This is a genomic window from Endozoicomonas sp. G2_2 (genome assembly GCF_017744135.1).
Lineage (GTDB): Bacteria > Pseudomonadota > Gammaproteobacteria > Nevskiales > Salinisphaeraceae > Salinisphaera.
In genome coordinates this window covers 44,960-71,002 of record NZ_JAGHQU010000016.1, presented here as the reverse complement: position 1 = coordinate 71,002, position 26,043 = coordinate 44,960, and the positions used below count along the sequence as shown (strand labels likewise).

The following is a 26,043-nucleotide window of genomic DNA, read 5'->3' as shown; positions in this document are numbered from 1 at the left end:
CAGTCTGAAGTCACTGCCACCACTGCACCGGAGATCGCCATGCGTATCGAGATCCACGACGAGGATTCCAACATCCCCCGCGTCGTCTTCCTGTCCGACGACGGCCAGAGCCTATTCGAAGCCATCGTCAACGACGATCAGCGCTCGCTGACCCTGCGCTCGCTGCGCCGCTGCACGATCAACGGCGTGGAGTACAGCTCAACGCTTGAACTGATCCCGCGTTCGGGCAACACGATCATCGCCGGGCTGCAGCGCAAATGAGCACGACACACGAACGGATTGCCCCGTTGTCGGCGCTGCCGACGATGCCCGTGGCCACCACGCAACCCAAAGGCGGCGCCAAGCGACCGGTCTCGATACGCGAAGCACAGGTCTGCAACGGCCAACTGGATCGCGAGCGCGTACTGCGCGACGACGATCTGAGCCCCTGGGAGGCGCCCGGCTACTGGAACGACATGGACCACCTGTTCGGCCATGACGACACCCCGATCCCCCAGCCGCCGGTGGGCACGCGAGACCACGACTTCCCGCGCGGTCTGTCGGTCTCGGGATACGCGGTCGTCGCCGGGCTGATCGTTCAGGAGATGGTGCTCATCGTGTCACGGGGCGCACGACGCGAGATCATGCGGCGGCGCTACACCTACGGGCCCGGCGTGACGATGGAATGCGTGACCGAGGCCCGCATCGAGTGCAGCAGCAACGGCATGGCCCGGCATTTTCTCGAACAGCTCGCCCACGCCCACGACTGGCTGCACACAAAAAGTGATGACCCGTGTTTCGATACGGCCATCGTGCAGGCGAGAGCCCTCAACGAGGCCCAGATCGAACGTCGCTGGCAGGACAGCCGCGCATCGACGGCGGCCGCACGGGCTGAAAACTTCGCACCTGGCGCGCCGCTGGCGTTCTAGGGCCTTGCGGCGCACACGCCGCGCCCGAAGCTGTTCGTATCGCACATCGCCGGCCCCACGCCGGCCACGTGCCCTTTGCCGAACCACGGACGACTGCACCCATGAGTCACGAATCCCACAACGACATGACCCCCTTCTCGGTCTGGCCGACGCTGCCGGTCGCGACCTCACGCCTGAAGCAGGGCGCCACAGGTAGTGTCGCGATTCGCGAAGCCCAGGTTTACCAGGGCCAGCTCGGGCGCGAGCGTGAATGCCGGCTCGACTGGATGTCGAACTGGAAAGCGCGGGACTTCTGGCTGGAGATCGAGAATACGGTGGGCCACGAGGATTCTGTGATACCCCGGCCACCATACGGTCTGCTTTGGCACGACTACCCGCGCGGCCTGTCGGTTTCGGGCTATGCGCTTTGTGAGGGGCTGATCGTGCAGCGCATGGTTAACGTGATCCCACGAAATGGGCTGTGTGTGGTCTGGTCCCAGAGCAATGTCTATGGCCCTGGCGTCACCCGTACGCCTAGCACCTCTCCCGAAACGATTGTGTCCAGCAAGGACATGAGCGACCAGTTTCTTCGCGTTATCGCCAAAGTCCATGACGAGATGTGTGCGATGAAGCGTACGCAACGCTTCGATATCGCCCTCACCCGAGCACGCGAGATGGATGCCGCCACGATCAATAGGCACTGGCAGACCAGTCGGCGTCTGGCCACGGCGGCACGGGCTGAAAACTTCGCACCCGATGCGGCGCTGGCGTTCTGAGCAGTTGCGGCGCGCACACGGCGCACGAAGCTGAACCCATCGAACACAGCCGGGCCTACGCATGACCGACCCATCCGATTCCCCATGGTTCTCGCGCTACCACCCGATCGCCAGCGGCGTCGTGTTTCTGGGCAGCGATATCGTGGGCATACGCGAAGAGCAGCCGGTCAGCGATGGCCCGTTGTGCCGTGTCCAGCGCGGCGAAAAGTTCGACCCGTGGTCGACGGATGCATTGGCGACGCCGTACAGCCAGCGCATCGTGAAGGGGTCGGTCCAGGCCAGGCAACGCCACCCCGACCTGCCCGGTCTGCATGTGTCCGGGTATCTGCTTTACTCGGGCGATGTCCTGCACCAGGTCAGCGCCTCGGTGATGCGGCAGAACGACGGACGCTGCAGCGCCCGGGCCACCACACTGGTCTACGAGCCTGACCGTGCAAGCATGGCTATCGTGCATGACCAAATCGTGGGCCGGATCGAAGAGGCCGTGCGCTACTTTCGACAGGTGCTCAACACTGCCGGCAAGCACACATGGAACGATCAGGTGAAACACTCGTTCACCTATGGCTTCGACCTCGCCAGCCAGGCCAGCGATATAACCATCGCAGGATTGTTCACGCGCCTGTCACGGCCGTTTCACTCGACGACGCTGTTGCCCGGCGCTACGGACCTGCCGCTGGCTTTTTAGCCTGGATAGTGGTGTCAGCGTCCCTTTAGGGTGGTGACAAGGAGATCGAGATCGACATGGCCGACGAAACCACACGCACCGAAGCCAAACCCAAGAGGCTGCGCAATGGCGACTGGGGCTGTGTCGTCGACGGCGCGGTAACCGTGGGCGAGATCGTGACCATCCGCACCAGCAGCGGCAAGTCGTGGCCGGTGGTGATCGACAAGATCATCTGGTCGAACGGCGAGACCAGCATCTGTGCAACCCGCGAGCGCGATGACGCCGACAAGGAGCGCGAACAGCGCGAAGGCCCGGTGCCCAGCGATGCGCCGGCCCCGGCGCGCGCGGCACCCCGTACCCGCGGGTCAGCGACCCCACGCGCGCCTGACCAGGATGGCGAACCCGCCGCGCCGCCGGCGCCGCCGACCGATGACAGCCGATTCGATGCCCTCGCCGATGCCGAAGCCGTGGCACAGGCCCAGCGTGCCGATGAGGACGACGAGGTGATGACGATGGCCCACTCTTTCTCACGCGACTTCTGAGTATTACCTTGCGTATCGGCGGCGCTTTACACTTTTGACAGCGCCGTGACAGCAGCGGACAATATCTTGGTCAGACGTCCAAGGAGGGTTACGTCATGGCTTCTGAAAATTCCGGAGATCGCGTAGACGCGCTGAGTGAATGGCTCACGGCCGAGATGAAAGGTCTAGACCGTCATCATCAGACCGAACTCGGTCAGATTGTCATGTCCGTGGCAGCTACGTACGTCAACAAGGTGCCCAAGAAGACCGAGAACCGCGTCATGGATGCGCGTGCGAAAAAGGGTTATATCCGTCCGCGGACAGCGAAGCGGTTTACCCGGTATAAGACCCACCTGGGCTTCACGCCTTCCAAGAATAGGCGCACGCTGATCGGCCACACAGTGCCTGGCGGCGAACGGCCGGCGGGTGCACTGGTTCCTGAGTTTTTCCCAGTGTCTAGCCTGATTCGCGAATACGAAATAGGCACTGCGGCCACCGTTGGGGCTGCGCTCACAGCAGGGGCGTTGCGTAACAGTGTGGATGCGGCACTCGAGAAGGTAGCCACATGGAGACGGCCCAAGGCGAAAAGCGGCACATCCGCAGGCAAGGGCGCGCCCGGCGACGACCCAGCCGACATCTTGTCGCATGACCAAGCACTCGAAATGCTATATGAGCGTGCGAGTGAACCTACGGACGCTGAGACTTCCGGGGATGAAATGCTCAACGGACAAGAGATGGCCCGTTACTTGGGCACGTCGCGCCAGACGATCAACGCGCGGTACAAGAAAGGCACGATCATCGGCCTTGGTCGTGAGGTTGGCGGCCCGGTGTATCCGAAAACCCAGTTCGCTGAGAATCGCTCGCCTGGCGGGCCTGTCTGGCTCGACGGCCTGGATGCCGTGGTTGCTGAGCACGGCAATGGTTGGCGAGCCTGGATCTGGCTGAATAACCGCAAAGACGAGTTGGGTGGTGATACGCCACTGGAGAGGCTGCAGGCGGGCGATGTCAGCGCCGTCAAAGCGGCCTTGGGTCGTGAACGAGAAGGCGCCTTCAGCTAGTGGCGTCCTATGACGCCGCGGCCTTCGCCGAGATCACTGTCACCTATCGGCTTGAGCAAAGTTTCGCGCGTATCTGCCCCAGCAGGCACGCGAATTCGCCGTTCGGCTTCGGGGTCTCGACGAGCCGCTTCAGCGGCCTGCCCCTCGATAGCGATCCGGACAAGGCCGCTTTCGGCGCCCTTTACCTGGCGCAGTCAGTCCGAACAGCCACGGCCGAAACGATCGTGCGCAATCGTTCTGTCGAGCAAAAGGGCCTTACGTTGCATATCGATGAACTGACCTCGCGCGTGTTGTTCCGCTACGGCGGTTCCGGGGAGCCTATGAGCCTCGTTGACCTACGCCGTGACAACCTGATGCGGGCGGCACTCAGACCCAACGTGATCCACGACCAGGACCATACCCAGGGCCAGATGCTGTCCGATTTCGTCTACCACCACCTGCCTGATGTCGACGGCATTCTGTACCCCTCATGGTTCACCCAAGAGGACTGTGTCGCCCTTTACGAACGCGGTCTCGACAAGATCGCTCACATCCACACCATGCCGCTGATCAATCATAAAGCGGTCATGGAGACACTGGACCGCTATAAGGTCCGATACAGGCGCACCCTCGAAGCCTGACTTGCGGCGCCTGGCTGGCGGGCGATGGTGTATCTACAGCACTCACCCGCTCGATACGCCATGACGCAGCCATCAACCGACCTCGAATTTCGCACCCCGGCGTGGCCGGTTGCCTACACGCTCTATGCGAGCAACTACTGGCGCGTCGTGCTCGCGGCGATCAATGATCGAGGCGTGACGGAATTACGGCTCTACGAACCCAGTTCGCACGCTCCTCTGGGGCGCCGACCCATGCGGGCCGACGCGACCGAGACCCAGCTCGATAACGCGCGATCGGTTCTGATGGGTATACAGCCGCGCACGGGCGAAGGCGTTCTGCCGGCGAGCGCCTGGGTACGCTGCCCGATCAAACCCATGCTCGAACTCAGCCAGGCCCAGCGCAGCCGGCATTTCTATGCCCAGTTCTTTTCTGTCGATGAGGAATCGAACCTGTGCATCCGCACCTTCCGCGGCGACGGCGAATCGGCGATCTCGACCGAGTCGCACAAGATTGCTGGCGACCCGACAGAAGAACTCTGGCTTGGTGATTCGACGCGTCAGCCCGACCCGAACGCACCGCGCGAACTGATCGGCCTGCAAAACGGCACCGCAAGCCAGCGCACGCAGGTCTGCCCGCAGATGGTCGAGCACGATCTTTCCCGCCTTATGCCTGCAGGCTTCGGCGGCATGGGCGTATCGACGCGCGTTCGGGGCAGCGGCCTGCTGGCCTTTTGAGCCCCACCCTTCCCGCAATCTGGAATTCGATATGACCACGACCCCACGCGACTTGTGCCAGGGCGATATCGCACGGGTGACGCCCGTCAGGCCACTGATGGTGAACTGCCACACCGCAGACGATTGGTCGATAGTGGCGGTCACACTCAACGAGGACAATCAGCTCGCGCTCGGCCTGTTCGGTCCCGGTACCGATGAGACGTTGACCACTCGAAACGACATCACCTCCCGGACGTGGGGGCGGCTATACGAATGCTTCTGTGACATCCGCGACCACTCGAACGATGTCTGGGGCAACGCCCTTGCGACCTATCAGAAGCCGTGGGGCGTGATCGATTTCGAAGCCGAGACGCTACACACCGAACTCATGGCCGAGCGCGAAAAGCGCCGTACGCGCCTGTCCACGTTCGCTGGGCTGGGCGATGACAAGCTGATGCACACCGAGATCCTGATCGATGGCAGGGGCAGTGGCATCCGCCACACGCGCGTCTACAAGTTCGGCGCGACCAGGGTCGACAAACTGCGCGATGACGAGGAAGGTGTCGAGCACGCGGGGCGGGCGATCCGGGAATGCCTGGCGTACCCGAATCGCTGCACCCCGTTTGTCGCCCACCATCCGTTATCGCGATACGGAGTCTACGGCGATCGCAACGATTTGCTGAGCGTGCGTGGATCGGGTCAGTTGGCGTTCTGAGCTGAAGCCCTAGATCGCCTTGCGGCGCGCGCGGGGCGGGCGAATATGGCCCCGAGTTCATCAAGACGGCCTCGATCATGCACACGCCCTTTCACGACGTCCTGCGGTATTACCCCGATCCCGTTGACCCGATCATCATCACAATGACCGCGGGCGTGGACGGCGAGCAGCACATCTGCGGCCACACGCGCGCCGGAATGGAACTGGGCCCGGAGGTCACCACCCGCCAAAGCGGCAACAGCATGGACGACATCCAGGCCCTGTCCTGTTTCGAGCGCACCAGCGGTCGTGAGCGTCGATTGTGGGCGCCGGCGAAGCTCGTCGAGCTGCCCGACGACGCGGCGAGCTGGGGGCTTTCGGTGGTGGCTTTCCATATCGACAAGGGCTGCAATCTCAAGCAGCACCATGTACTGGTTCGGCTCTGTGACGATGGCTGTGCGGTCGATTGGCGTGTCCGGACGCTGCTGTACGCCGATGGCGAGAGCGAGTGCCGCTGCATCCGCGAAAGCAGTCGAGACGCTGACACGATGGCGCATCTGCGCGAGGTGGTCAGCGAACTCTACGATGTCGCGATGAGCAATGCCCCACAGGGCGTGATAGCCGAATCCCTGGCCGGAATCGTGGACTACGACGACAAGACGCTGGCCCAGGTACTGCAGGTGAGCCGGCCGCGCGGGCGAGGACGTGCCAGTACGCGAGTGCGTGGCAGCGGGCTACTGGCCTTCTGAGCGGCGGCAACACAGCCCTGCCGTGGTCGATCTGACCCTATGGCTGTTGCCCAGGCGCGCGCTCATACCACTGCAGGCCACTGAAGCCCCACTGCCGACCCACAACACAGGGCTTGCGGCGCGTGTGCGCGGGCTGAACCTGGCTTCTCAGCCACATTGACCCACTGCACAGGAGAAAACGATGGGCGCATCCATGATTGGCGTAATCCTTCAGGGCCCGGTCGCGATCGACGCGAGTCTGCGAGACCAGGTCATTGCCGAGGGCGCGGCGATGTTCGAAGACCGTATCGGCAATATCGACTGGGACACCGCCGAAGAGCACGACTACGCCGACCTGGCGACGTTCTGCGAAGCATGCGATCTCGAAATGTTCGATGAGCAGGGATTCATCGAGGAGGAATACAGCCCGGCGGCCGTCACCGATGCGATCACCAAATCCGTCGACAACTTCATTGGCGTATGGAACCGCGACATCCTCGCGCGGGATATCGCAATACGCGTGTTCGAGCCTGCAGGGGATGCTCCGGCTTATCAGGTCTGCTTTGCGGGTGGCTCGAGCTGGGGCGATACGCCAGACGGTATCGCCTTCACTGCATTCGATGCCGTGAGCGCGCTCGGGCTGCATTCGAAGTTCGGTTGCCAATAGACACTACATCCCGGCGCCGTGTGATCCGGCGCCGGGGCTAAAGCCGCACGTGGACGCCCTATTCGGGTCGAGTGTGAGCGTGCCAACTGGCCGCGGTGCGCAGCGGGAAGCCCGTGCGGGTCTGGTGATCGAACGTGTAGATATGCTCGTTGGGGCTACGGCGGCATCGCCCGATCAATCTCCCCTTCATGTCGCCTGTACCGCGGCCCACCATGACCTCGCCGCCGCAGTTCGGCACTCCGCATTTCGACTCGTACTTGCGTAGGGCTATACGCCGGGCATCCGTGGCTTCATCACGCTCCAGAACGATCTGCATCGGGTCTGATTCACTCCAGGGCGTATGCCACACACTGGCCTGAGCGACCACGTTATTTACGGTCAGCACGATCGGTGCGAGCCAATACCAGCCCAAGCCGCCCAGCAGCAGCGCGTACATTCCCCCCGCCAGCACGCCGCCACTGACGCCGTTGATCGCGCTGACGATAGCCAAGGCCAGACAGACCCCAGCAAGCACGGCAACGACCAGGCAGGCAATAAGCCAAGCCAACAGCTTCGTGCGCCCCAGTTCCGATCCGAGCACCGAGACCCAACTGTTGTGGATCTGTTCGCTCGCGCGCTCGTATCGAATACAACCAGAAGGGATTGCCTGGGTCGCCGGAGATTCCTGTTCCCCCGATGACTCCGCGATCAGTCGGTACGTCGTCTGATTGCGAGGGCCGCCTTTCGAGGCGAGCCGGTGGGCGACTGGGACAACTTGGTAGCCCAAGTCCTGGGCTGCATCCTTGATCAGACCATTGACCTGATTGGACTGCCACCTTTCGAGCTTCCGCCACCAACTGTTGATGTTGCCGTGTGCGTCGATACCGCCGGTATCCGGCATCTCACCAATCAGCTCATCGCGGCTGAACTCGTAGTGCGAGGATTCCAATGCGCCGGCGTCGTGCTTTGCACGCGTGAGATCGACCAGCGCGCGGAAGAGCTGAACGGGTCGCGTGTCGCGATCGGGGCGATCGTAGTGCTGCAGAAAGGCTTGCGCCACTGCGACAGCCTCGCCTAACCGGTTACTACCCGGTTGTTCATGGGTTGTCATCGCTTCCTGCGCTGAGGATCGGGGTTCCTTTTCCAACGGGGCCTCCCGTGCATGTTCGTTTCAAGACCTTAAAGAACTCGTACGCCATTGATCGCGATTCCGGGCAAACTGTCATGGCAGTTGATCTACGTGCCGAAGATCGAGGGCGGTCCTGGCGCTGTGCTCAGTGCGACGAACCGATGGTCGCCTGCATCCCCGAGCGTAAACGCAACCACTTCCGCCACAAGAGGGCTGCGCAGGATCGCGGTTGCACGGGCGAGACCGATCTACATCGCTACGTCATCGAATACATCAAGACCCGTGTGTCGATCCCGGTACCGAGCACGGCGGGTATCTACTCCATCGGCGCGGTGCCGGGGCCATTGAATATCCGGCGCGCACTCGATGATCGCGACCCGGGCTTCAAACAGCTCACGAAGTCGCTGGGCCTGAAAGGCGTGCCCGATCTGTTACTCGAAACTCGCGAAGGCTACCTGGCTGTCGAGGTGGTCGTGACGAGCGATGTCAGCACGAAAAAGGCGCGGGAGTTCTTGACCATCGGCCTGCCGTGCCTGCGTGTCTACACGAGCTCGGCTGGAAATCGCGACACGCTGCATGCTCTGCTCAAGACATCGACCTGCTACGACTGGGTCGAACCGGCGCGCCTGGCCTCGCCCCTGGCCAGCCTCTGGCTTCGTGGTCGCAGCGTGATCGCCAAATGGCTCACCGATCGCCGTCTCGCTGCGATCTGGAAGCCGGATCGCGCCGGCACAGGCCCCGTCCCTGTGCTCACACGATGGAAGCACATGCTGATCGAAGTCGGTCAGAAGCTGGCTCGCCGTCTGCCCTTACCACCGGTTCGGCTGCCAGTAGTTGTTCATGAACAAGGCGAACTGGGACTTGAGGACTGCGCGCGTGGGCCAATGCAAAGGGATCTGTACCCGGCCGTCGCCGTTGCCCGTCCAACAGTTCAGGGGCCAACCGCACCGCAGGAGCAGCTCGCCCTGGCTTTCGTAGCCAAGGAAGAAGACCCGGTAGGTCACTCCAAACCGAAGCCCCCCTCAACCACACCTCGCCAGTGGATGCCCTACCCACGACAACGCCGCGCTTACGCCGAGCGATGGCCAGACATGAGCCGCACCGACAGACCCCTGCCCCTATGGCAACGACACGGCCATGGCCGCCCCAGGCTCCATTGACCTCTACCTATCGCCAAAATCGAGCTGAGCCCATGAGGCGCTCGTCTCGCTGGGAGCCTGAATCCCGGTAACCCTGTCCCACCCGCTTTCTGTCAGGCGCAGCGTAACCTCGAATCCCGGTAAGCCTGTCCGATCGTGCTCATGGACCCCGGCGCGGCCGCTGGTTGTCTGCCAGGCCCTTTATGGGACGAGACACGCACGAGACGACACATGACCCAGGCGCGGGGCTACGGCAGCCGCATGAAATCACAGCCCTGTCGGAACGCGGCGGAGTACGAGCTGCGACGACGGGCCAAGGCCGCGGTCGTAAGCTGGATCGAGCACGCCAACACCGCCGTACTGCGCGACGGCGCGGTGCCCATGCCAGCCGTTCGCTTCGATCTCCAGGGGCGCACGGCCGGGATGGCGATCCATGCGCCCCGGCATACGCGCGAAATGCCGGCCCTGCTGCGTGTGAATGCCGATCTGTTGTGGCGCTATCCCGATGAAATGATCGACGAGACGATTCCCCACGAGGTCGCCCATGTCGTGACTCGATGGGCCTGGGGACAACGCGTTGCCCCGCACGGGCGCGAATGGAAATCCATCATGCGCGCGTTCGGCAAAGAGCCCACTCGGTGCCATTCGATGTCGACGACTTCGGCACGACGCACCCCGCGCTATCCGTATCGTTGTGCCTGCGAGAAAACGGTTTATCTGGGGGCGGTGCGACACCGGCGCGCACTCAAGGAGCCGCGCCGATATCGATGCACCCGCTGCCATGAAACGCTGCTTTATACCGGCGGCGAGGCTGTCGTCGATCACGCCTAGTACGGGCCATCGAATGGGGTTGCGGCGCGCTGCACGGGGCCGAGGCTGAGATCGAACAAGGCGCACCCACACGCTGCGTTCAACGACTCACACCACGCTTGAAGGAGCGCCCCATGCCCATGATTCAGCTCACCCAAGGCCAGCTCACCGATCTACTCGCCCTCGCAACACGCGGCGCGTGCGACCTGGGTCACTACCTGAGTTCTGGCAACCTGACGGCAGATGCTTACTCCGAGATCGAAGCCGATTGCATGAAGGGCCTGTACGCGCGCTCAGGCGCGCTGCTGGAAACGATCGAGGATGCGCCGCAGAAATCGTTCGTCGTGTCCTTCAACCATGATTACTCCGAATGGCTGACCACCCACAACGATCTGGACGGCGCGCTACGTCAGATCCGGACCACGATGGAGATCGACGAAGACATCCATGACCCGGACTTCGTGAGCGAGGTGAATGAAACCTACGAGAGCCACAGCTGGAAAGGTCTGTCGATTTACGAAGTGGACTGGGCGGAAGGCACGACGCGCACGGTCGACCCAGCGGAAATTCAGTCCCCAATGGATTCCGTCGCCTAGCCACGTGCAGGGGTTGCGGCGCGTGGCGCGCGGGCCAATCTGAATCTGACAGATCAACAGCACCTTTCGCCATGTGCCGCACCGCTTCACACAACGAACGCATCACCGCCGCCGAGATCGCCCAAGCGCTCGACGCAAAGCGTATTCGGCCGGGCCGCTGGGCATGTTGCTGCCCGGTACCCGGCCATGACGACAGCTCGCCGAGTTTCTCGATCGCCGAAGGCGACACGGGCCCGCTTGTGTACTGCCATGCCGGCTGCGATCAGGCAGAGATCATTCAGGCGCTGCGTTCGCAAGGGCTCTGGCACAAGCCGACCAAGGCGCAGCTCGCCGCCCGCCAACGCCGCCAGCAGGCGGACGAGCAGTGGCGCGCAATCGTTCGCGATCGCGTGAATGGCCGTGCGCCGACCCAGTGCCCGCCCTACTCGCGCTCGATACCCGCGACGGGAGCAATCCAGATCATCACCGGCGAAGGCGCATGGGAACTGGCCAAGGAACTGCGCGCTGACGGCATCCATGCGCTGGTACTGCCGCCCGGCTTGCCGCATCTAGGTGTGATCTCTCAGTAGGTTGTTCATCTGGGCCGCAGTCCCGAAGCTGATGGGTGTTCGAAGTCCGTCAGTTCGAGGAGCAACCCGGATGAACACGCACAAGAATGCGCGTCTGACCGTTCACGGTCGAGCCCACTTGGTCCAGCGCATCGTCGATGATGGCTTGCGACCGGTCGAGGCTGCACAGGCGGTTGGCGTGAGCGCGCGAACGGCCTACAAATGGCTTCACCGTTATAAAGCGCACGGCTGGCCGGGATTGGTCGAGCGCAGTTCTCGGCCGACGCGTTGTCCGCATCAGCTGTGTTCGGCCAAGCGCGATCGGATCATCGCATTACGCCGAGCACGCCGGATCTATCGAGATATCGCCGAGACGGTTGGCGTGCCCGTATCGACGGTGGCTCGTGTGTTGCGCCGGGCTGGCTTGAACCGGCTCTCGGCGCTTCACCCGGCACCGCCGGTGCGGCGCTACGAACACGACGCGCCGGGTGATCTGCTGCATCTGGACATCAAGAAGCTGGGGCGCTTCGAGCGCCCTGGGCATCGCGTGACCGGCGATCGGCAAGCCGGCCGCTCACGCGGCGCCGGCTGGGACTACGTGCATGTGGCCATCGATGATCACAGCCGAATCAGCTGGGCGACGATCAGGCCGGATGAGAGCGGCGCCAGCGCCTGGCGTGCGTTGATCGCGGCCGTGCGGTACTACCGCCACCTGGGTGTGACTATCCGGGGCGTGCTCACCGATAACGGCGCCTGCTATCAGTCCTGGGTGTTCGCCCGTGCTTGCCGTCGTCTGGGTATTCGGCACCGCCGCACGCGGGCTTATCGGCCGCGTACCAACGGCAAGGCCGAGCGACTGATTCAGACCGCACTGCGCGAATGGGCGTACGCGCGGTCTTACCCACACTCAGATCAGCGTGCGGCTCATCTGCCGCACTGGCTGCACCACTACAATTGGCATCGACCGCATGCCAGTCTCGATTATCAACCACCCGTCAGCCGACTCGGCTTGTCCGTGAACAACCTGGTGGGGTTACACATCTAGGCTTTCGGTGGCCGGTCGCCGGACGGGATGTCCTGATCGTCGATCTGGATTACGGGTCAGAAGCCGCGGCATCCAGCCGATATTTTGCAGAAGGGCTGCTGTCGCAATGGAACGCTCGCACGGTACGCGCCGTTGGCGACTTCAGCGCATTTGCCATCAGTCATCAGGGCCAACGCGCTGCGTAGATGGCACGCGACCAGAGCCGTTCGGCAACCAGGAACAAGTCAGCAAATGAGCCAAAAGACCCTCGAAGAATGCATCGCATGGGCTGTTCTTCTCATCGTGGGGTTCGCGGTCTGGCGATACGTCAGCCAGCGCCGCGCCAAGACCGCGGTCAGTGACGAGATTGCGACGCGTCAATACGACGCGACCACGATGGCACAGGCCCTGGTCGATGCCGGCGGCGACAATCAGAAAGCGCGCAAACGCTATATCCGGCTACGTCTTCGCGAGGAACGACGTCGCAATGGGAAATCGGTGGCCAAGGAGGGTCTGCAGTTCCTCGCCGGCCTCTGGGTGATCGGCTTTGTTATCTATCAGGGCTACCGGCTCTATACCGGGGAAATGCTCTGGTGGTTATACCAGTGACGCCCCGCCCGTGAGGCCGCTGGTACCGCGATAACCCGAATATCGATTCCCCGCACTGCGGGGCTTTCTCATGGTCCGGGCTGGGTTAGACGACCTGAAAATGGCTTGCGGCGCCCACTGCACGGTGCATAACGGTAGTCACACCACACACCGCGCCCGTCATGCCCAACAACCAGTCGAACGAGTTTCCCTACGCCCCCATGTTGCCGGTGGCCGGTCTGGTGATCGACCAGCACCGCTGGATGGTGGTTATTGCCACGCTGACCCAGGACGGCACGCCCATTCTGCGTCTGCACGACAGCCTTCAGGACCAGCCGCGAATGGTTCGGGTAGTGAGCTGGGCTGAGATCGCGTTTCATGGCGATCATCTGCTACAGGGCTTCTTTCAGTACCCCGCGGCGATCAGTAACGGCAAGGTCTACGGGGAGTTGTGCTGGAGCTGCAAGGACGTGCAGAAGACATTCAGCCTCTGCCATGAACAGGCCAGCCGGTTGCCGATGGTCGAAGTGATCCGGCAACGCCGGGATCAGCCACAGGCCATCGAGATCGTCACAGTCGCCGCGACCCGCTCGACCAGCGTTATGTACCGCAGGCGCAGCTTTCACTACGCGCCCGGTCGCCAGCTCTGCGAGCGTGAAGACCTGCCGCGAAGCTCGGTCTCGGGCGAGTTTGCCCGACGCATCCTCAAGCAAGCCAAGAGCGACGAGCGTTCGATCATTCCGAGCCGACAGGGCGAGAACATACTCGCGGTGCTTCCCCGCCGCGTGCGTATCGACCCGGCCGTCATGGACGGTCCCGGCCCGCTGGCCTTCTGAGCTGGCGCGAGAACTGCCCTATCTCACCTTGGAGCTATTCATGACTGCCGCCGCCCTCCCCACCGTCGATGACCACACACTCGTCGAAGCCCTTGCCCAGATGACCTATGCCGACGTTGCTGCGTCCCACGGTGTTTCACGGGGCCGCGTCTACAACGCGGCGGTCCGACTGGGCGCACGCAAACACGAAGTGCGTATCCAGGAGCGACGCCGTGAGCGCGCCGCGCGCCAGCAGGCCTTCCTGGCTGAAGTGCTTCAGGCTTCGCACAAGGCGGACGTGCTCGACTTCCTCGACGGGATGCCCGACAACTGCGTACAGCTGCACCTGACCTCGATTCCCTACAACGTCGGCAAGGCCTATGGGGGCAGCGACACCATCGACCGCCGGCGCCACCACTTCTATCTCGGCTTCATGCTCCAGACCCTGTCGGAGATGACACGCACGTTGGCCCCCGGCGGCGTGCTGTTCCTCCAGGTCGGATCGACGCGCATGGACGATGGCGGTCTCATGCCACTGGACTGCGTGCTGCTGGAACATCTGCGGGCCATGGGCCTGACCTTTCAGAACCGCGTCGTCTGGACGGTGCCGCACGGCCTGACGCCCAAGCATCGCCTCTCTGGCCGCCATGAGGTCGCGCTGGTACTCAGCAAAGGCGAGCCGAAGCACTTCAACGCGAATGCCGCGCGCGTGCCCCAGAAGCAACCGGGCAAACGGGCGTTCAAAGGCGCCAACAAAGGCGCATTATCGGGCAATCCGTTAGGCGCCCACCCCAGCGATGTATGGGCCGATATCGGCAACGTCGGCCACAACCACCCGGATCGTGCCGCCGGCGGCGGCCACCCGGCGCAGTATCCGACAATGCTCGCCCGCCGCGCGATCCTGCTCTATACCCATCCGGGCGAACTTGTTGTTGACGTGTTCGATGGGTCCGGCACGACTACCGCGGTCGCCAAGGCTGAAGGGCGTTCGTTCGTGGGGTGCGATCTGTTCTACGAAGACGTTCGGGCACAGCGCCTGGCGAACGTGGCGCCGAGCCTTCAGAGCGCGCTGCCTGGGGTTACCGAGGAGAGCCTGGCTGTCTGGCAGGCCGAGGCCACACCGCGCGCGCACCTCGCGGACAACGCGCCGCGAGCGACTCAGCAGGCGCTTTTGGACCTCGTGTGAGGCGATCGAAAAAAGTTCGAAATACCACTTGCGGCGCGCTACGCGCGGGGCAGTCTGAATAGGCCACTTCAAAACCGATAGGTAATTCAGATGTCCGCTGTGCTGATCATCGTCTTGATCCTGTTGCTCACCAGCTAGCCTGTGACCAACGCGGAACAAGACCCTCGTCCGGTGAAAGCCGGTTCATTTCTAGCGCCGTAAGCCGATCACCCTGGTTGGCTACGGCGCTTTTTTTCGCCTGCCACCAGCTGGCTCGAAACAGACTTCACTGCTCATGCCCTACCCTGTCGATGACGCGCTTGTGCAGCGCCATGCTATCTACGAAAGCCTGATTGCCCATACACGCCCGATCTGGAGCGGCGTCGCCGCCGGCCAAGGCGCGGTCGTGGAGCACCTAGCTTTCCACAACGGTGAGCGCGCCTTCAGGGTACTCATGGGAACGCAGGCCTCCCAGAACTTCGAAAGACTCGACATGGCTCTCGCCTGGCTCCTCGAACGTGACCCTGAGCTCCGACCCGAGGCGATCTCCGAGACCGCCCGTGCCCGTATCCACATACGCGGCATGACTGCCTCTGGCGCGGGCATCTACTTCATTCATCCGGCTGAAGAGCGCGCCATCGAAACCTGCTTTATTCCGATGGTGTTGTCCTCGAACAGATTGCGCCTGGAGCGCGAAACGCTGATCTGGCACTCAGGCCACGGATACCGACCCGACGACATTCTGCGCCGCAGCCCCGACAAAGGGGTGGAGTTCAGTCCGCGTGACCTGCCCCACGTTCTCTCACGCTTCCAGCGGTCCTCATTGAAGATGAGCTGGTCGGATGCGCTGGCCGACATGCCCTGCGTGCCCGCAAAGCTGATGCTCTTTCAACGCTACGCCCGGCACGATCCGGACGCGCTTTTCGACTTCCTCCACGAACACTCCGCGATCTGAGCCCGCCCAGGGCCCTGACCACGACGCGTCAACAACAAAGAGACAAACCACGATGCCGACGACAAAGACGATCAGGCGACTCAAGCGCACGCGCTATATCAATACCGTTCTTAAACTCGTCTTTGCGCCGGTCTTCGGCGTGACCTTTTTCGCCGATCTCGCGGCCCTGTTGTATCTCGGCCTGCTGGCCTACTCCGCGATCACAGGCACGGGTGACTGGGATGTCGTACGCGAAAAGCTGCCGGAAGTTATCCGCTTCGGTGTCGCCATACTGGCCGGCAATATCCTCGCGGGGTTTCTCATCTGGCGCATACGTGGCAACGAAAAGAGCGTGCTCGACAGCCTCGTGAGTCTGACCTACGCGGAGTTCTCGGAGGCTCTGCGCGACAAGCGCGTCGTGGGCGACGTGCAATCAAGTGGGCGCGGCAAGTACCACGACATGCTGAACCGCTGCTACCTGCTCGATGATGGGCAGATTGCGTTCGTCCAGGGCACGCTCAACGCGCGGCGTGACCGCGACAACTATCGCCACTTCCAGCACGTCGAGACTGTCGTCGTGTAAACACGTGAAAAGGGCTTGCGGCGCACTGCCGGGGCGCGAACCTGACTCCATCGAAACAACGGAGCAGGACCAGACCATGTGCAACCCCTTCTCGGGCATCTACGCCAACGAAGAACGCTGGCTCGAAAACGCCTACCACTGCGAGGACTGCAACGAGTCGTGGACGGACTGCTGGTACTGCGAAGTCGACGACGATTGCCCGGGCTGTGGCGTGACTTACACACCGGAATCGAGCGAATTGCTGCTGGTCAACGGTGACCTCGAGCAGGAACCGGTATCCGCATGACCCGATATTCGGACCAAACAGGGAAACGCTTCTCCTGTATTGCTTTATAGCTGTAGAGATAAAGTGCAGTGGCAGCGTATCGCCAAGGTCTCCGCCCGTGACTCCGCGGGTTGAAGATGCGCAGGAGTGAGTCGGTCGGTACTCATTGAGTCCCCTGTGTTGCCGCCGGGGTGAATCGGCCACGGCAACCGCATCCCACGTCATGGGTGCGCTAGACCCTCGGAGGGGCCGGGTTGTGGTGGCCTGGCCCTTCTTTCAATTCGGCCTGGAGCTTCAGATGATCGTCACCCCTGGTCTCAGCACATGGCTGCTGTTGCGACTCGCCATCGGCCTTATCGTGGTCTTGGCGATCAGCCGTGCCATGTTCGGCGCCTACCAACGCGGGCGCGACGGCCGCGGCGTTATCGCAAAGCTGCCGAGCTTTGCATTCAATCTGCTGGTGGTCGGTGTGACCCTTCACGTTCTCGCGATGATGACGGTCGGCGCGCAGATGGTTTTGTTCATCATCTACGACACACCCGAGCTACATCATTTGTTCCTCAGCGGCACGATGCTGTCCTTGATGGTGCTGACCCTGCCCATGGTTTTCGGCGTGCTCGGCAACGCGGTCTATCGTGACCACGTCAAGGCATCCTCATGAGCGCTGTCGACCCGGCGAAGCGCACGATCGCGCTCGATGTCGACGACACGCTGGCGAATCTGCGTGATCCCATAGCCGCGATGATCTCGCGAGAGCTGGCGGTCGACGTGGACTGGCGCCATTGGACCGACTATGTGATCCATGAGCGCTTCAAGTTACCGCTCGCGCGTTTTCTGACGCTGCTGATCGAACATGAAGTGCTCGAACACATTGCGCTCGAGCCGGACGCCCGCGACAGCGTCGAGCAGCTGCGGGCAATGGGCTATCGCATCGAGGCATGGACCGCTCGACAGTTCCATCCACGGGCACGCGAGATCACGGCACACACCCTGGCGCCCCTGGGCATCGGCGCCAACGACATCGTGTTGTTCGGTCAGGGGGAGTCCAAGGCGACGCTCCTCGCCGAGCGAGCGGACGTTGCCTTTCTCGTCGACGACAACGCGGGCCACCTGGCCGCGACCGGCCATGGGGCCAGCGACCGCACGGTATTGATGGATCGCCCGTGGAATCGCGGGGTCGCGGCACGCCGGGTTCACTGCATGGCCGACGTGCCGATACTGGCGGAAGAACTACGCTAACTCGCTAAGTCATAAGGGGTTGCGGCGCGCATCCATCAGACGAGGCTAGAACCACACCTCGAAGACACCGATATGCCGATGATTCTTTCTACCGCGACACCCGCTCTTACCGCCGACTTCGGCGCCGCGGTCAAGCGATGCCAGACCGCGAACCTGAACCGCCATTTCGTGTGCGATATGGCCGGGCTGATAGCCGCCAGTGAGGAGCACACGATCAACTGCGGCACGCAGGTTGTTGCCGGCGACTCGGTGCTGTTTCTCATGGCCACCCGAGATCGACGCCTTTTCAGTTCGCGCCGGAACCAGCGTGTGCGGCTGGAGATCATTACCAGCCGTGTCGCGCATGTCGGACTTCTCGACGCCCGTGGCAACCGTTTCGCGCGCTTGGCCGACCACCCGGCGGACGTATCCAACCGATTGGACGCGATCGCACGCTATGGCTGCTGGCGCAAGCCGTGGCCCTCGCCGGAGGGACGGGATGAAGCCCTGCGTACGCTCGAAGCGCGCCTCGACGAAGAACTGAACGCCTTCAGTCTCGTCTGCTGAAGGCCCATACGACAGACAGGGAGGCAAGCCATGCGTCAGCGATGGTTGGTCATCATTGGCCTGAGCGTCTTCGCCACTGCGACACAGGCCCAGGTCTACAAATGTCGGCAGGCCGATGGCTCACTTCGGTATTCGGACAAGGCATGTCCGAACGTGATCGAGACACTATCCGAGGCTCGTCTTGAGCCGAATACAACGCGGGCGATCGAGCCGGCCGATGTCGCCCGGTACCAACACCAGCGTCGTGCCCAGCCGCGGCCTCGACCTCGCGCGCGCCAACCCGGCGCCCAACGGGCCTTGGCGGATATTCGCCGACGAGAAACCCGTTACTCCGACATGCCAAGCGTCTCGGAGCGTATGGCCGAGCGACGAGCCCGGCGCGAAGCCAGCCGTCAGCCGCCCGACAACGCGCCATCCGTGCCGGCACGCGTGCCCGATCGCATCGACACCAAGACCGGCAAGCGCTATGAATCGATTGGCGGCGGTCAGTTCATTGACCCGATGGGCGGCACCACGATCTACAACAGCACTCCGGGCGGCCTGATCAACACCAAGAATGCGAAATTCTTGCGGACGAACTAGGAAACCCCAGCATGAGCATCTGCAGATTCAGCTCCGCGAACTGGGCTTGTGACGTCTACTGCTACGAAGCCATCGGCGGCGGTTATGCGATCGAGGTGGCCAAGAATCGAATCGCTGCCGACATACCCAAATTGCCGCGTATCGGTTCGGTCGGATCGCAGGCGTATCTGGATGCCTACCGGGAGCAGCGAGAGGTGATTCATAACGCGCCGCGCGAAATGATCGGCGGCCCTCACGACGGCGGGTCGTTCCATGCTCCCGACGAGCAGAGCTGTATCCAGACGCTCAGGATGCTGCGCTCAGAGGGGTACCGCGTCCCGGCCTTCGTTTTTGCGCTGCTGGAAGAAATCCCAGAGGACGACTGATCTCGGCAACCGTGCCAACACGGGAGAAACAAGCGATGCCGGCGACGACCCAGAGGGTGCTGAGCACCTGGGCATTACCCGCGAACCCCGCCACGCATACCACCTAGCGCCGTATTCGCCTGTGCGAAAAGCGCTAATTACGCTCACCAGCCGAGATCGCTCACCCAAGCGACCCTTTCATGGGGTATGGGAAACCGCGACGCTATCCACGACCCGAAGCTGGGCAGCTTGCTACGCAGCGCACGCCTCGGCGGGCAATCGAGCGCCAAACACGCAATGAAGCTCATCCGTTGCGGTGGTCACCGGGAGATGATCGAGGGCAGCGACGTTCACTTTACCGGCGCGATGCTTGCAGGCCAGTTCGCCCACGACAGACTGCGCGCGTCCGATCGATCGACGGTCGATGTCGCAGCGATACGCAACGCCCTGGACGAGCTCTGGAAGGTTCGCCACTACTTCGACCTGAATACCGCCACCGGCTACGCCCTGGGCCTCGGCCATGCCGATCGCATGGACGCCGCACTTGCGGCGCGCAGCTGACGGTCGATGATGAATCACAACGGTCGATGAACGACCACCTCTATCACCGGCCTGCCACTTCAGGCCGCCCTTAAAAGGAATAGGTTATGGCGTCTCGTGGAATCAACAAAGCCATATTAATCGGTAACTTAGGCGCTGATCCTGAGACGCGTTATACCGCCGGCGGCACCGCCGTGACCAACGTCAATCTGGCCACCTCCGATACCTGGCGCGATAAGTCCAGCGGCGAGATGCAGGAACGTACCGAATGGCACCGCGTGGTGTTCTTCGCGCGGCTGGCCGAGGTCGCCGGCGAATACCTGCGCAAGGGCTCCAAGATCTACGTCGAAGGCCGTATCCAGACGCGCAAGTGGCAGAACAAGGAAGGCCAAGACGTCTACACCACCGAGATCGTAGCCAACGAGATGCAGATGCTCGACTCCGCCGGCGGTAATCGCGATGGCGGCAGCTCGGGCGGCGGCCGCCAGCAGGGCACGCCATCTTCAGCGCGAGACTACGCCGCAGGCAGTCGCGGTAGCGCGCCGGCGCCGACGCCATCGCAGCAGCAGGCGCCTGCCCCTGCCGCTACCGGGCAAGACCCTGGGTTCGACGACGATTTGGATGATGACATCCCTTTTGATCCGGGGAGCGTGTAACCCCAGACAAAACACGACAGCAACGACAGGGCTCGATTGAGCCCTGATCCTGTTCGACCTGAGAGTGACGGATGTTCAACACCCTCGTCTTCATATCAGTGATGGTTCTGCCGCTGATGGTCATCACCGGGCCATGGCGAACGAGTAACCGCGATGGCCACCACGCAAGGCGTATCGATTTCGGTCTCAAGCGCACCCAGACGGCTGTGGGCTTTGGCTGCGGGCACCGTGATCGGAATCATGCTCGCGACGGTTCTGGGCTTGTTGTGACCGTGCCATGAGCGTTTCCTGTACTTGCCGCGATTTCTGCCAGCACCACGGCCGCACCTACGTCGCGCGCGACTCTCAGGGCGAGTTCTGTAGCGAGTGCTCTCGCGATGGCTGGGTGGCTGAGCTGTGCACCCCCAGCGCCTTTTCGTGTCTGTCGGGCCGCCAGCCCGGTGTTGTCGAAGCCAACCGCTGGGAGCGTCAGTTCATGTGCGCGTATCACGCTCTGCTGCACCGGCTGTTTTGCTGGTCAGCTCTGACCGAGGATTAGGCGCTCGTGGATATTCTGGCGGCGGCGAATTTCTCGCCCGATCGCAGACACCGCTACACCCTCTGCCGTCCGATCTCGATGTTCGGCGACCGGCCGCTGGTCTCGTGTGGCTACAACCCCAGCGTCGCAGCGGAAGCGCGAAACGACCCCACCATCACCCGCGAGGTGACGTTGGCGGAAATGCTCGACTGCAGCATGCTGATCAAGGTCAATACGTTCGCGGCGGTATCGCCCTACCCGGACGACCTCGCCGTCATGAGCGACCCCGTAGGCACTCATAACGATGAAGCGATCCAAGCGGCCGTTCGCTACTGTCGCGAGCACGACGGCATTCTGTTGGCCTGCTGGGGCACCCCCAAGGGGAAGGCGGCCACCCGCCGGCTCGCCGCGCAGCGCTTTCGTGAGGTCGCGGCACTCACCAATCATTGGACCGCCCTGCGAGTGACGAAAGAAGGCCACCCGGAGCATCCGCTCTACCTGCCCGGTGGCCTCGTTCCCAGCCCCTGGAACGCACAGGGCAAGGCGTATATGCCCACATAGCCTGTGCGACTCGCGGGCGTTCCAGTAGCCGACCTGTCAACCAGGTTGCGCTACTGGAGGTGCGGGCTAGGCTAGAAAGCAGTCTAGCGAGTAGGCTGGACGACCGTTTCTGAGATCAGCTTGCTCCGCCGCATTCTCAAAACGCTGCACGAAACAGGAGGCTTCTATGTCAGAGGTTGAAGAAATACACAAACCTTCCCCCGTTCCGATATTGTGTACCCACGAAAATCATAACGTTAAGACCAGCCAGTTCTGGCTAGTAGATCGCCAAGTAATTTGTGACTCCTGCTTTATAGAGCATTATTCCGAATTAGAAAAATGCGCTACCCCTGGCTGTAATGAGTACGATGAACCCCAAAATTTCACCAATGGGCTCTGCGATAGCTGCAACGAATTAGCGGCTGGGATCGACCCCCAGGACGAGGAAGGCTGGAGACACAACGCCATGAAGTGGAACGAGACTTAGCTCGTTCTAATCCAAGCACGCAGATCGACCAAATCTAATACCAACTGCCCGACACGAGCCAATCGTGTCGGGTTTTTTTATGGCCGCGAGAACAGGGTTGCGGCGCGCACCACTGGTCCGAGGGTGGCTTTACAGGACATACCCACCCGTGGAGCCAACTCATGCTCGATTCGCCCAACAACCTGCCCAACCTGGACGATCACGAACCGCCGACCTCCGATAACGTGCTTCGCCCGCACTGGCCCGAGGGCGTCGTCGCCGGCGCCAGCTACGAGGTGCTGTGCGACGACAAGGGCCGCAAAGGCGGCTCTTGGCTGCGCGTGATGGTCTCGCCGGCTGACAGCGACGTGCACCTGATGATGCAGGACTGGGAGCAGATACCGGACGATGAGCCCAACCCGCTCCCAAGCATTCGTATTCGTACACGCGCCGGCGGCGGCCGCAACAGCCGCACCCGCCAAGCCCTGCTCTGGCTGGCGGAAGCCATCCGGCTCGACGCGCTCGAGCACGGCTCGACCGCATCCGTGACTCCGCCGCCCGAATAGGCGGCTCTCGAGATACCTCCGGCCCTGCGGCATCGCTGCAGGGCTGTTTCTCCCTATAAGCCACCAAATACCGCCATGCCACAGGATCTGATGCCGTCAGCCGCTCGTGTCGCCCGTATCGAGCGTGAATACAACCTGGCGCCTGGGGCGTACTGGCGGGCGACGCGCGACCATCGGGCCCGGGACCGCGTGACGATTCCGGCGGGTCGTATGCTCATGATCGACGAGATCAAGATCGTTGACGATGTCCCTCACACGGTCGTTCTGCGCCATCATCCCAGCGAGAGTTCACACCACAGCCGTCGCCTGTTGCTGCGTGAGTTCCTGGATGGCTTCGAGCCGATCGATGCCGAACAGGCGCAAGCCATCCGCGATGCCGAGATCGCCGAGATCGAGGGTCAGATCCTCGCCTCAAAGACCCGCATCGAAACCCTATCGAGCGACTCGACCGCGGTGATTGCCGCGATCGAGGCCGAACGACGAGACAACCCGGATTCGGAGCTGGCTGCCGGATACCAACCGGTCGCCGGCCTGCCGGCACCGGGGGCGACGTCAAACTCGCTGGAGGCTGTCAGCCCGGACCAACTCGCACAGCTTCAGGCCGCGGCCGGCAATCAGGTCGCGCTGGTCAGTGCGCGTGCGGAGCTGATCACCCGAGAAAGTCACGAGCTGCAGCGGTTGGCCAAAGCCATCTCGCCGTTTCATCTGGAGCGCGCGGCCGCGATGTCGGCCCAAGCCAAGGCAATGGTCGCCGACGCCAAGAAGGTGTTCGACGCCTTATCGACACTCGAGCTCTATACCGGCAAGGACGTGGCTGTTGAAACACTGGTCGAGGGCGATCGCAGCCCCGATCACGGTGCCTACGCGATACGCCAGCGCTGCCTGTTCATGGACGAGGAATCGCTGATCAACGTCGAGTTCGGCGGTGCAGACTTCCGTGACCTCGGCGCCTTCGCGGCCCTGTTGCGCGACGATACCGAGCTTCGGGATCGCCTGTTGCCCGAAACACGCTGTATCGCTGCGATGCGCTACCGGCGCCACCGGCGCGACTACAACGACACCCTCGCGAACATGGTCTACAACGGCTACAACGCGGCGGTGTTCCTGCTGGTACGCGACGGTGATCGTGTCGATGCGGTGTTCTCCCCGCTCGACTATCTGCCGCGCCTGTTCCCGACGAGCGATGACATGGATCGTCCGTTCCAGGGCATCGACGGCGAGCGAATCACGCTCGACGACGTGAACTATGCCGATAGCCGTGATCGTCAGGACTCGATCGCGCTGATGTATAAGCGCCTGCTCATATTGCTGTGGGGTCTCTACGACCGTGACGCGCTGTTCGGGCACTTCGACCTCGAAGCACTGCACGGCCGATTGAATCTGCTCGATACGGATGTCCAGGCCGCGATCTTCGATTTCATTGCCGATGACGACGACACGCGACTGCTGGGTCGGGACGCCGTGCCCCTGGGTCGATTGTTCGCCGATCAGTTCGCCCGTCTCGCGCCCGAGGCGACAGTGTCGGGATACTGGCCTGCCCTGATCGATGTCGATACCGCACCGCACTGCTTTACCAATCCCGTCCACCGTCAGCCAGACCAGATTCGACACGCGACCGAGCGCTGCTCGATCGCTACCGTGTGTCAGCATAAAGGGCATGCCGCTGTGCGCCTGCGCGTCGAGGGTTTCAGTCACGCCACATGCGGTACCCGCAATACCACTGCCATGCTTCAGCTCGATCGTGACCGCGGCCGCATGAGCCTGGGCTATCACCTGCTCGTGCTCGATGGTCTGACCGCGGCGGACATCGAACCGCGGCTGTACTCACGAGAGGCTCGCGAGCGGTACGAGGTGGTCATGCCGGTATTGATCCGGGCCTACCATCACCTGCGCCAAGCCGAAGCGGACGCCCAACCACTGATTGACGCGGTGGCTGGCAGCGTCTGTGACACTGCACGCGAGCACGCCACTCGTGCCGTCTTGCTCGCCGCGCGGGGCCGGCGATGGAGCACGGCGGCGCGCGGATCGGGGCGTGCCATCGTTACCGCGGCCTCACGTATTGCCCAGGCACTCGAAGCCTGCGGGATGGCCAGGGACTGCAGCCGCCTTGTCACCGTGAACCAGGCCCCGCCACCCGCTCAAGTCGCGACATGGCTTCAGGCATGCGCGCTCGCCCCGGAGGCGGTCATACGCGTGGCCATCGACAATCACGCGCGGCTGGTGATCTACCACGCACCCGACGACGACACGCTCGCGGCATGGCCGTGGCCGACGCCGTGGGTCGAACGCATGACGACGAAATTGGCCGCGGATGGGCTCATCGCCGAGCCCGCGACCGGGCCCGAGATCGAACGGGGGGTGTTCGAGCGTGGTAACCCACGCGAACTGATCGTCTGGGAACGTCACGAGGCTCCCGCACAGCGCGTTGCATCGACGGCAAGCCCACCACGACGAGAAGACTTCACGGAACGCGGCGCGGTGAATCTATGGCTTGAGCGTGCCCGTTCGGCTCCGAGGCTCAAGCCGGATCTATTCGCCCAGCAACGCCGCACCGTCGAGGCGCAGACCGGTGATCTGGCCATGCTGATCGGCGAAGCACCCGATCAGGCACATATCGCGATCTTGTTCGAGCGTGCCGCGACCACGCTACGCGCCTCGCTCGGACGGCGCGACAGGATGGTCAACACGCCCATCATTCGAGCGCCTATCGGCCTGATCGCTACGCCACGTCTTAGTGCAGACGGCGGGCGGATCATCCGGTGGCTCTGTTGGCAGGCCGACGCCCTGACCCTGCTCTATCGGGTCGGCGATACGCGCTGTCGCGATCGCATCACGCAGCTCGTGCATAACACCTATCAGCATGGCGATCACATCGCCCAGAGACTGACGAGCGAACCTCTCGGCGACCTCGCGTACACGAGGCTTCGTGATGTTCCCCCGACGCTGCGCGTTCTTGCGAGCACGAGCACGGTGGGAGCCAGGGGCGCACTCGCCTTCGACCTCAATCAAGCAAAGCGGGATGAGCTGCTGTGGTGCGCCTTGTCCCCTGACCAGATTGCGGCGCTAGCGCAGTTCTCAACCGACGATCTCGACTTACGCGAGGGATTCTCAGAGTGGTTGAACAACCCTTTTCGGACGAATAGCTGAGGGTGCTCCACTCCTAC

At 62.7% G+C, this 26,043-nt stretch carries 34 protein-coding genes; 33 read left to right on the top strand and 1 reads right to left on the bottom strand.

Translation table 11 applies throughout. From position 1 onward, the window contains the following. Positions 1-39 precede the first annotated feature (39 nt). The 11 genes from J7355_RS15685 to J7355_RS15635 all read left to right on the top strand — a co-directional run bounded on the left by J7355_RS15685 (position 40) and on the right by J7355_RS15635 (position 7,308). Complete coding sequence (locus J7355_RS15685) at positions 40-261, top strand: hypothetical protein (RefSeq protein ID WP_209064375.1); 222 nt, start codon at positions 40-42, stop codon at positions 259-261. After that, positions 258-908, top strand: coding sequence for a hypothetical protein (locus J7355_RS15680; RefSeq protein ID WP_209064374.1), 651 nt, complete (start codon positions 258-260; stop codon positions 906-908). Before J7355_RS15685 ends, J7355_RS15680 begins: the two co-directional genes overlap by 4 nt. A 101-nt stretch (positions 909-1,009) precedes the next feature. Continuing rightward, positions 1,010-1,663, top strand: a complete 654-nt coding sequence (locus J7355_RS15675; protein WP_209064373.1) for a hypothetical protein — start codon at positions 1,010-1,012, stop codon at positions 1,661-1,663. A 61-nt stretch (positions 1,664-1,724) separates the two neighbouring features. After that, positions 1,725-2,348: a hypothetical protein gene (locus J7355_RS15670; protein ID WP_209064372.1), complete on the top strand. Its 624-nt coding sequence runs from the start codon at positions 1,725-1,727 to the stop codon at positions 2,346-2,348. A gap of 56 nt (positions 2,349-2,404) precedes the next feature. Beyond that, the gene (locus J7355_RS15665; RefSeq protein WP_209064371.1) at positions 2,405-2,869 is read left to right on the top strand and encodes a hypothetical protein; all 465 of its coding nucleotides are present in this window, start codon (positions 2,405-2,407) and stop codon (positions 2,867-2,869) included. Positions 2,870-2,964: 95 nt separating this feature from the next. Then, positions 2,965-3,906, top strand: a complete 942-nt coding sequence (locus J7355_RS15660; protein WP_209064370.1) for a hypothetical protein — start codon at positions 2,965-2,967, stop codon at positions 3,904-3,906. Then, positions 3,906-4,526, top strand: a complete 621-nt coding sequence (locus tag J7355_RS15655) for an RES family NAD+ phosphorylase (RefSeq protein ID WP_209064369.1) — start codon at positions 3,906-3,908, stop codon at positions 4,524-4,526. Before J7355_RS15660 ends, J7355_RS15655 begins: the two co-directional genes overlap by 1 nt. A 60-nt stretch (positions 4,527-4,586) precedes the next feature. Beyond that, positions 4,587-5,240 carry a hypothetical protein gene (locus J7355_RS15650; RefSeq protein WP_209064368.1) on the top strand — a complete coding sequence of 218 codons (654 nt, stop codon included), beginning with the start codon at positions 4,587-4,589 and terminating at the stop codon, positions 5,238-5,240. A gap of 31 nt (positions 5,241-5,271) precedes the next feature. Beyond that, a complete protein-coding gene (locus tag J7355_RS15645) occupies positions 5,272-5,934 on the top strand; it encodes a hypothetical protein (RefSeq protein WP_209064367.1) in 663 nt (220 codons plus the stop codon). Between the two features lie 77 nt (positions 5,935-6,011). Next, positions 6,012-6,662, top strand: a complete 651-nt coding sequence (locus J7355_RS15640; RefSeq protein WP_209064366.1) for a hypothetical protein — start codon at positions 6,012-6,014, stop codon at positions 6,660-6,662. A 181-nt stretch (positions 6,663-6,843) separates the two neighbouring features. Next, a complete protein-coding gene (locus tag J7355_RS15635; RefSeq protein ID WP_209064364.1) occupies positions 6,844-7,308 on the top strand; it encodes a hypothetical protein in 465 nt (154 codons plus the stop codon). Positions 7,309-7,366: 58 nt separating this feature from the next. On the opposite strand, the gene J7355_RS15630 is transcribed toward J7355_RS15635, so the two are convergent. Beyond that, entirely contained in the window at positions 7,367-8,434 is a 1,068-nt protein-coding gene (locus J7355_RS15630) for a hypothetical protein (RefSeq protein WP_209064363.1), read from the bottom strand. Positions 8,435-8,445: 11 nt separating this feature from the next. Here J7355_RS15630 and J7355_RS15625 point away from each other — a divergent pair, with 11 nt between their 5' ends. The 22 genes from J7355_RS15625 (at position 8,446) to J7355_RS15520 (ending at position 26,026) form a co-directional block, all read left to right on the top strand. After that, a complete protein-coding gene (locus tag J7355_RS15625; protein ID WP_209064360.1) occupies positions 8,446-9,576 on the top strand; it encodes a hypothetical protein in 1,131 nt (376 codons plus the stop codon). 210 nt (positions 9,577-9,786) lie between these two features. After that, a complete protein-coding gene (locus tag J7355_RS15620) occupies positions 9,787-10,386 on the top strand; it encodes a SprT-like domain-containing protein (protein ID WP_209064358.1) in 600 nt (199 codons plus the stop codon). Between the two features lie 113 nt (positions 10,387-10,499). Continuing rightward, positions 10,500-10,961 carry a hypothetical protein gene (locus J7355_RS15615; RefSeq protein ID WP_209064357.1) on the top strand — a complete coding sequence of 154 codons (462 nt, stop codon included), beginning with the start codon at positions 10,500-10,502 and terminating at the stop codon, positions 10,959-10,961. A gap of 71 nt (positions 10,962-11,032) precedes the next feature. Then, a complete protein-coding gene (locus tag J7355_RS15610; RefSeq protein WP_209064355.1) occupies positions 11,033-11,530 on the top strand; it encodes a hypothetical protein in 498 nt (165 codons plus the stop codon). A 70-nt stretch (positions 11,531-11,600) separates the two neighbouring features. Beyond that, positions 11,601-12,554, top strand: coding sequence for an IS481 family transposase (locus J7355_RS15605; protein WP_209064353.1), 954 nt, complete (start codon positions 11,601-11,603; stop codon positions 12,552-12,554). 231 nt (positions 12,555-12,785) lie between these two features. Continuing rightward, positions 12,786-13,142 carry a hypothetical protein gene (locus J7355_RS15600; protein ID WP_209064351.1) on the top strand — a complete coding sequence of 119 codons (357 nt, stop codon included), beginning with the start codon at positions 12,786-12,788 and terminating at the stop codon, positions 13,140-13,142. A gap of 161 nt (positions 13,143-13,303) precedes the next feature. Continuing rightward, positions 13,304-13,957 (top strand): hypothetical protein, encoded by a 654-nt coding sequence (locus J7355_RS15595; RefSeq protein ID WP_209064348.1) that lies wholly within the window; start codon positions 13,304-13,306, stop codon positions 13,955-13,957. A 40-nt stretch (positions 13,958-13,997) separates the two neighbouring features. Continuing rightward, a complete protein-coding gene (locus tag J7355_RS15590) occupies positions 13,998-15,122 on the top strand; it encodes a site-specific DNA-methyltransferase (RefSeq protein WP_209064346.1) in 1,125 nt (374 codons plus the stop codon). A gap of 274 nt (positions 15,123-15,396) precedes the next feature. Then, positions 15,397-16,056 carry a hypothetical protein gene (locus tag J7355_RS15585; RefSeq protein WP_209064344.1) on the top strand — a complete coding sequence of 220 codons (660 nt, stop codon included), beginning with the start codon at positions 15,397-15,399 and terminating at the stop codon, positions 16,054-16,056. A gap of 52 nt (positions 16,057-16,108) precedes the next feature. Continuing rightward, positions 16,109-16,618 (top strand): hypothetical protein, encoded by a 510-nt coding sequence (locus J7355_RS15580; protein ID WP_209064342.1) that lies wholly within the window; start codon positions 16,109-16,111, stop codon positions 16,616-16,618. A gap of 76 nt (positions 16,619-16,694) precedes the next feature. After that, complete coding sequence (locus J7355_RS15575) at positions 16,695-16,904, top strand: hypothetical protein (RefSeq protein ID WP_209064340.1); 210 nt, start codon at positions 16,695-16,697, stop codon at positions 16,902-16,904. A gap of 238 nt (positions 16,905-17,142) precedes the next feature. Continuing rightward, on the top strand, positions 17,143-17,544 hold the full coding sequence (locus J7355_RS15570) for a hypothetical protein (RefSeq protein ID WP_209064338.1): 402 nt from the start codon (positions 17,143-17,145) through the stop codon (positions 17,542-17,544). After that, positions 17,541-18,122: a hypothetical protein gene (locus J7355_RS15565; protein ID WP_209064336.1), complete on the top strand. Its 582-nt coding sequence runs from the start codon at positions 17,541-17,543 to the stop codon at positions 18,120-18,122. The genes J7355_RS15570 and J7355_RS15565 overlap by 4 nt, the downstream gene beginning before the upstream one ends. Before the next feature lie 78 nt (positions 18,123-18,200). Next, a complete protein-coding gene (locus J7355_RS15560) occupies positions 18,201-18,668 on the top strand; it encodes a hypothetical protein (RefSeq protein ID WP_209064334.1) in 468 nt (155 codons plus the stop codon). A 30-nt stretch (positions 18,669-18,698) separates the two neighbouring features. After that, a complete protein-coding gene (locus J7355_RS15555; RefSeq protein ID WP_209064332.1) occupies positions 18,699-19,250 on the top strand; it encodes a DUF4124 domain-containing protein in 552 nt (183 codons plus the stop codon). Between the two features lie 11 nt (positions 19,251-19,261). Beyond that, entirely contained in the window at positions 19,262-19,615 is a 354-nt protein-coding gene (locus J7355_RS15550) for a hypothetical protein (protein WP_209064329.1), read from the top strand. A 276-nt stretch (positions 19,616-19,891) separates the two neighbouring features. Continuing rightward, the gene (locus tag J7355_RS15545; RefSeq protein WP_209064328.1) at positions 19,892-20,155 is read left to right on the top strand and encodes a hypothetical protein; all 264 of its coding nucleotides are present in this window, start codon (positions 19,892-19,894) and stop codon (positions 20,153-20,155) included. Positions 20,156-20,241: 86 nt separating this feature from the next. After that, the gene (ssb, locus tag J7355_RS15540; RefSeq protein WP_209064326.1) at positions 20,242-20,790 is read left to right on the top strand and encodes a single-stranded DNA-binding protein; all 549 of its coding nucleotides are present in this window, start codon (positions 20,242-20,244) and stop codon (positions 20,788-20,790) included. A gap of 71 nt (positions 20,791-20,861) precedes the next feature. Continuing rightward, a complete protein-coding gene (locus J7355_RS15535; protein WP_209064324.1) occupies positions 20,862-21,071 on the top strand; it encodes a hypothetical protein in 210 nt (69 codons plus the stop codon). Between the two features lie 263 nt (positions 21,072-21,334). After that, entirely contained in the window at positions 21,335-21,868 is a 534-nt protein-coding gene (locus tag J7355_RS15530; RefSeq protein WP_209064323.1) for a DUF1643 domain-containing protein, read from the top strand. Between the two features lie 627 nt (positions 21,869-22,495). After that, positions 22,496-22,879 (top strand): hypothetical protein, encoded by a 384-nt coding sequence (locus J7355_RS15525; protein ID WP_209064321.1) that lies wholly within the window; start codon positions 22,496-22,498, stop codon positions 22,877-22,879. 75 nt (positions 22,880-22,954) lie between these two features. Then, positions 22,955-26,026, top strand: a complete 3,072-nt coding sequence (locus J7355_RS15520) for a hypothetical protein (RefSeq protein ID WP_209064319.1) — start codon at positions 22,955-22,957, stop codon at positions 26,024-26,026. The last annotated feature ends 17 nt before the right edge of the window (positions 26,027-26,043 follow it).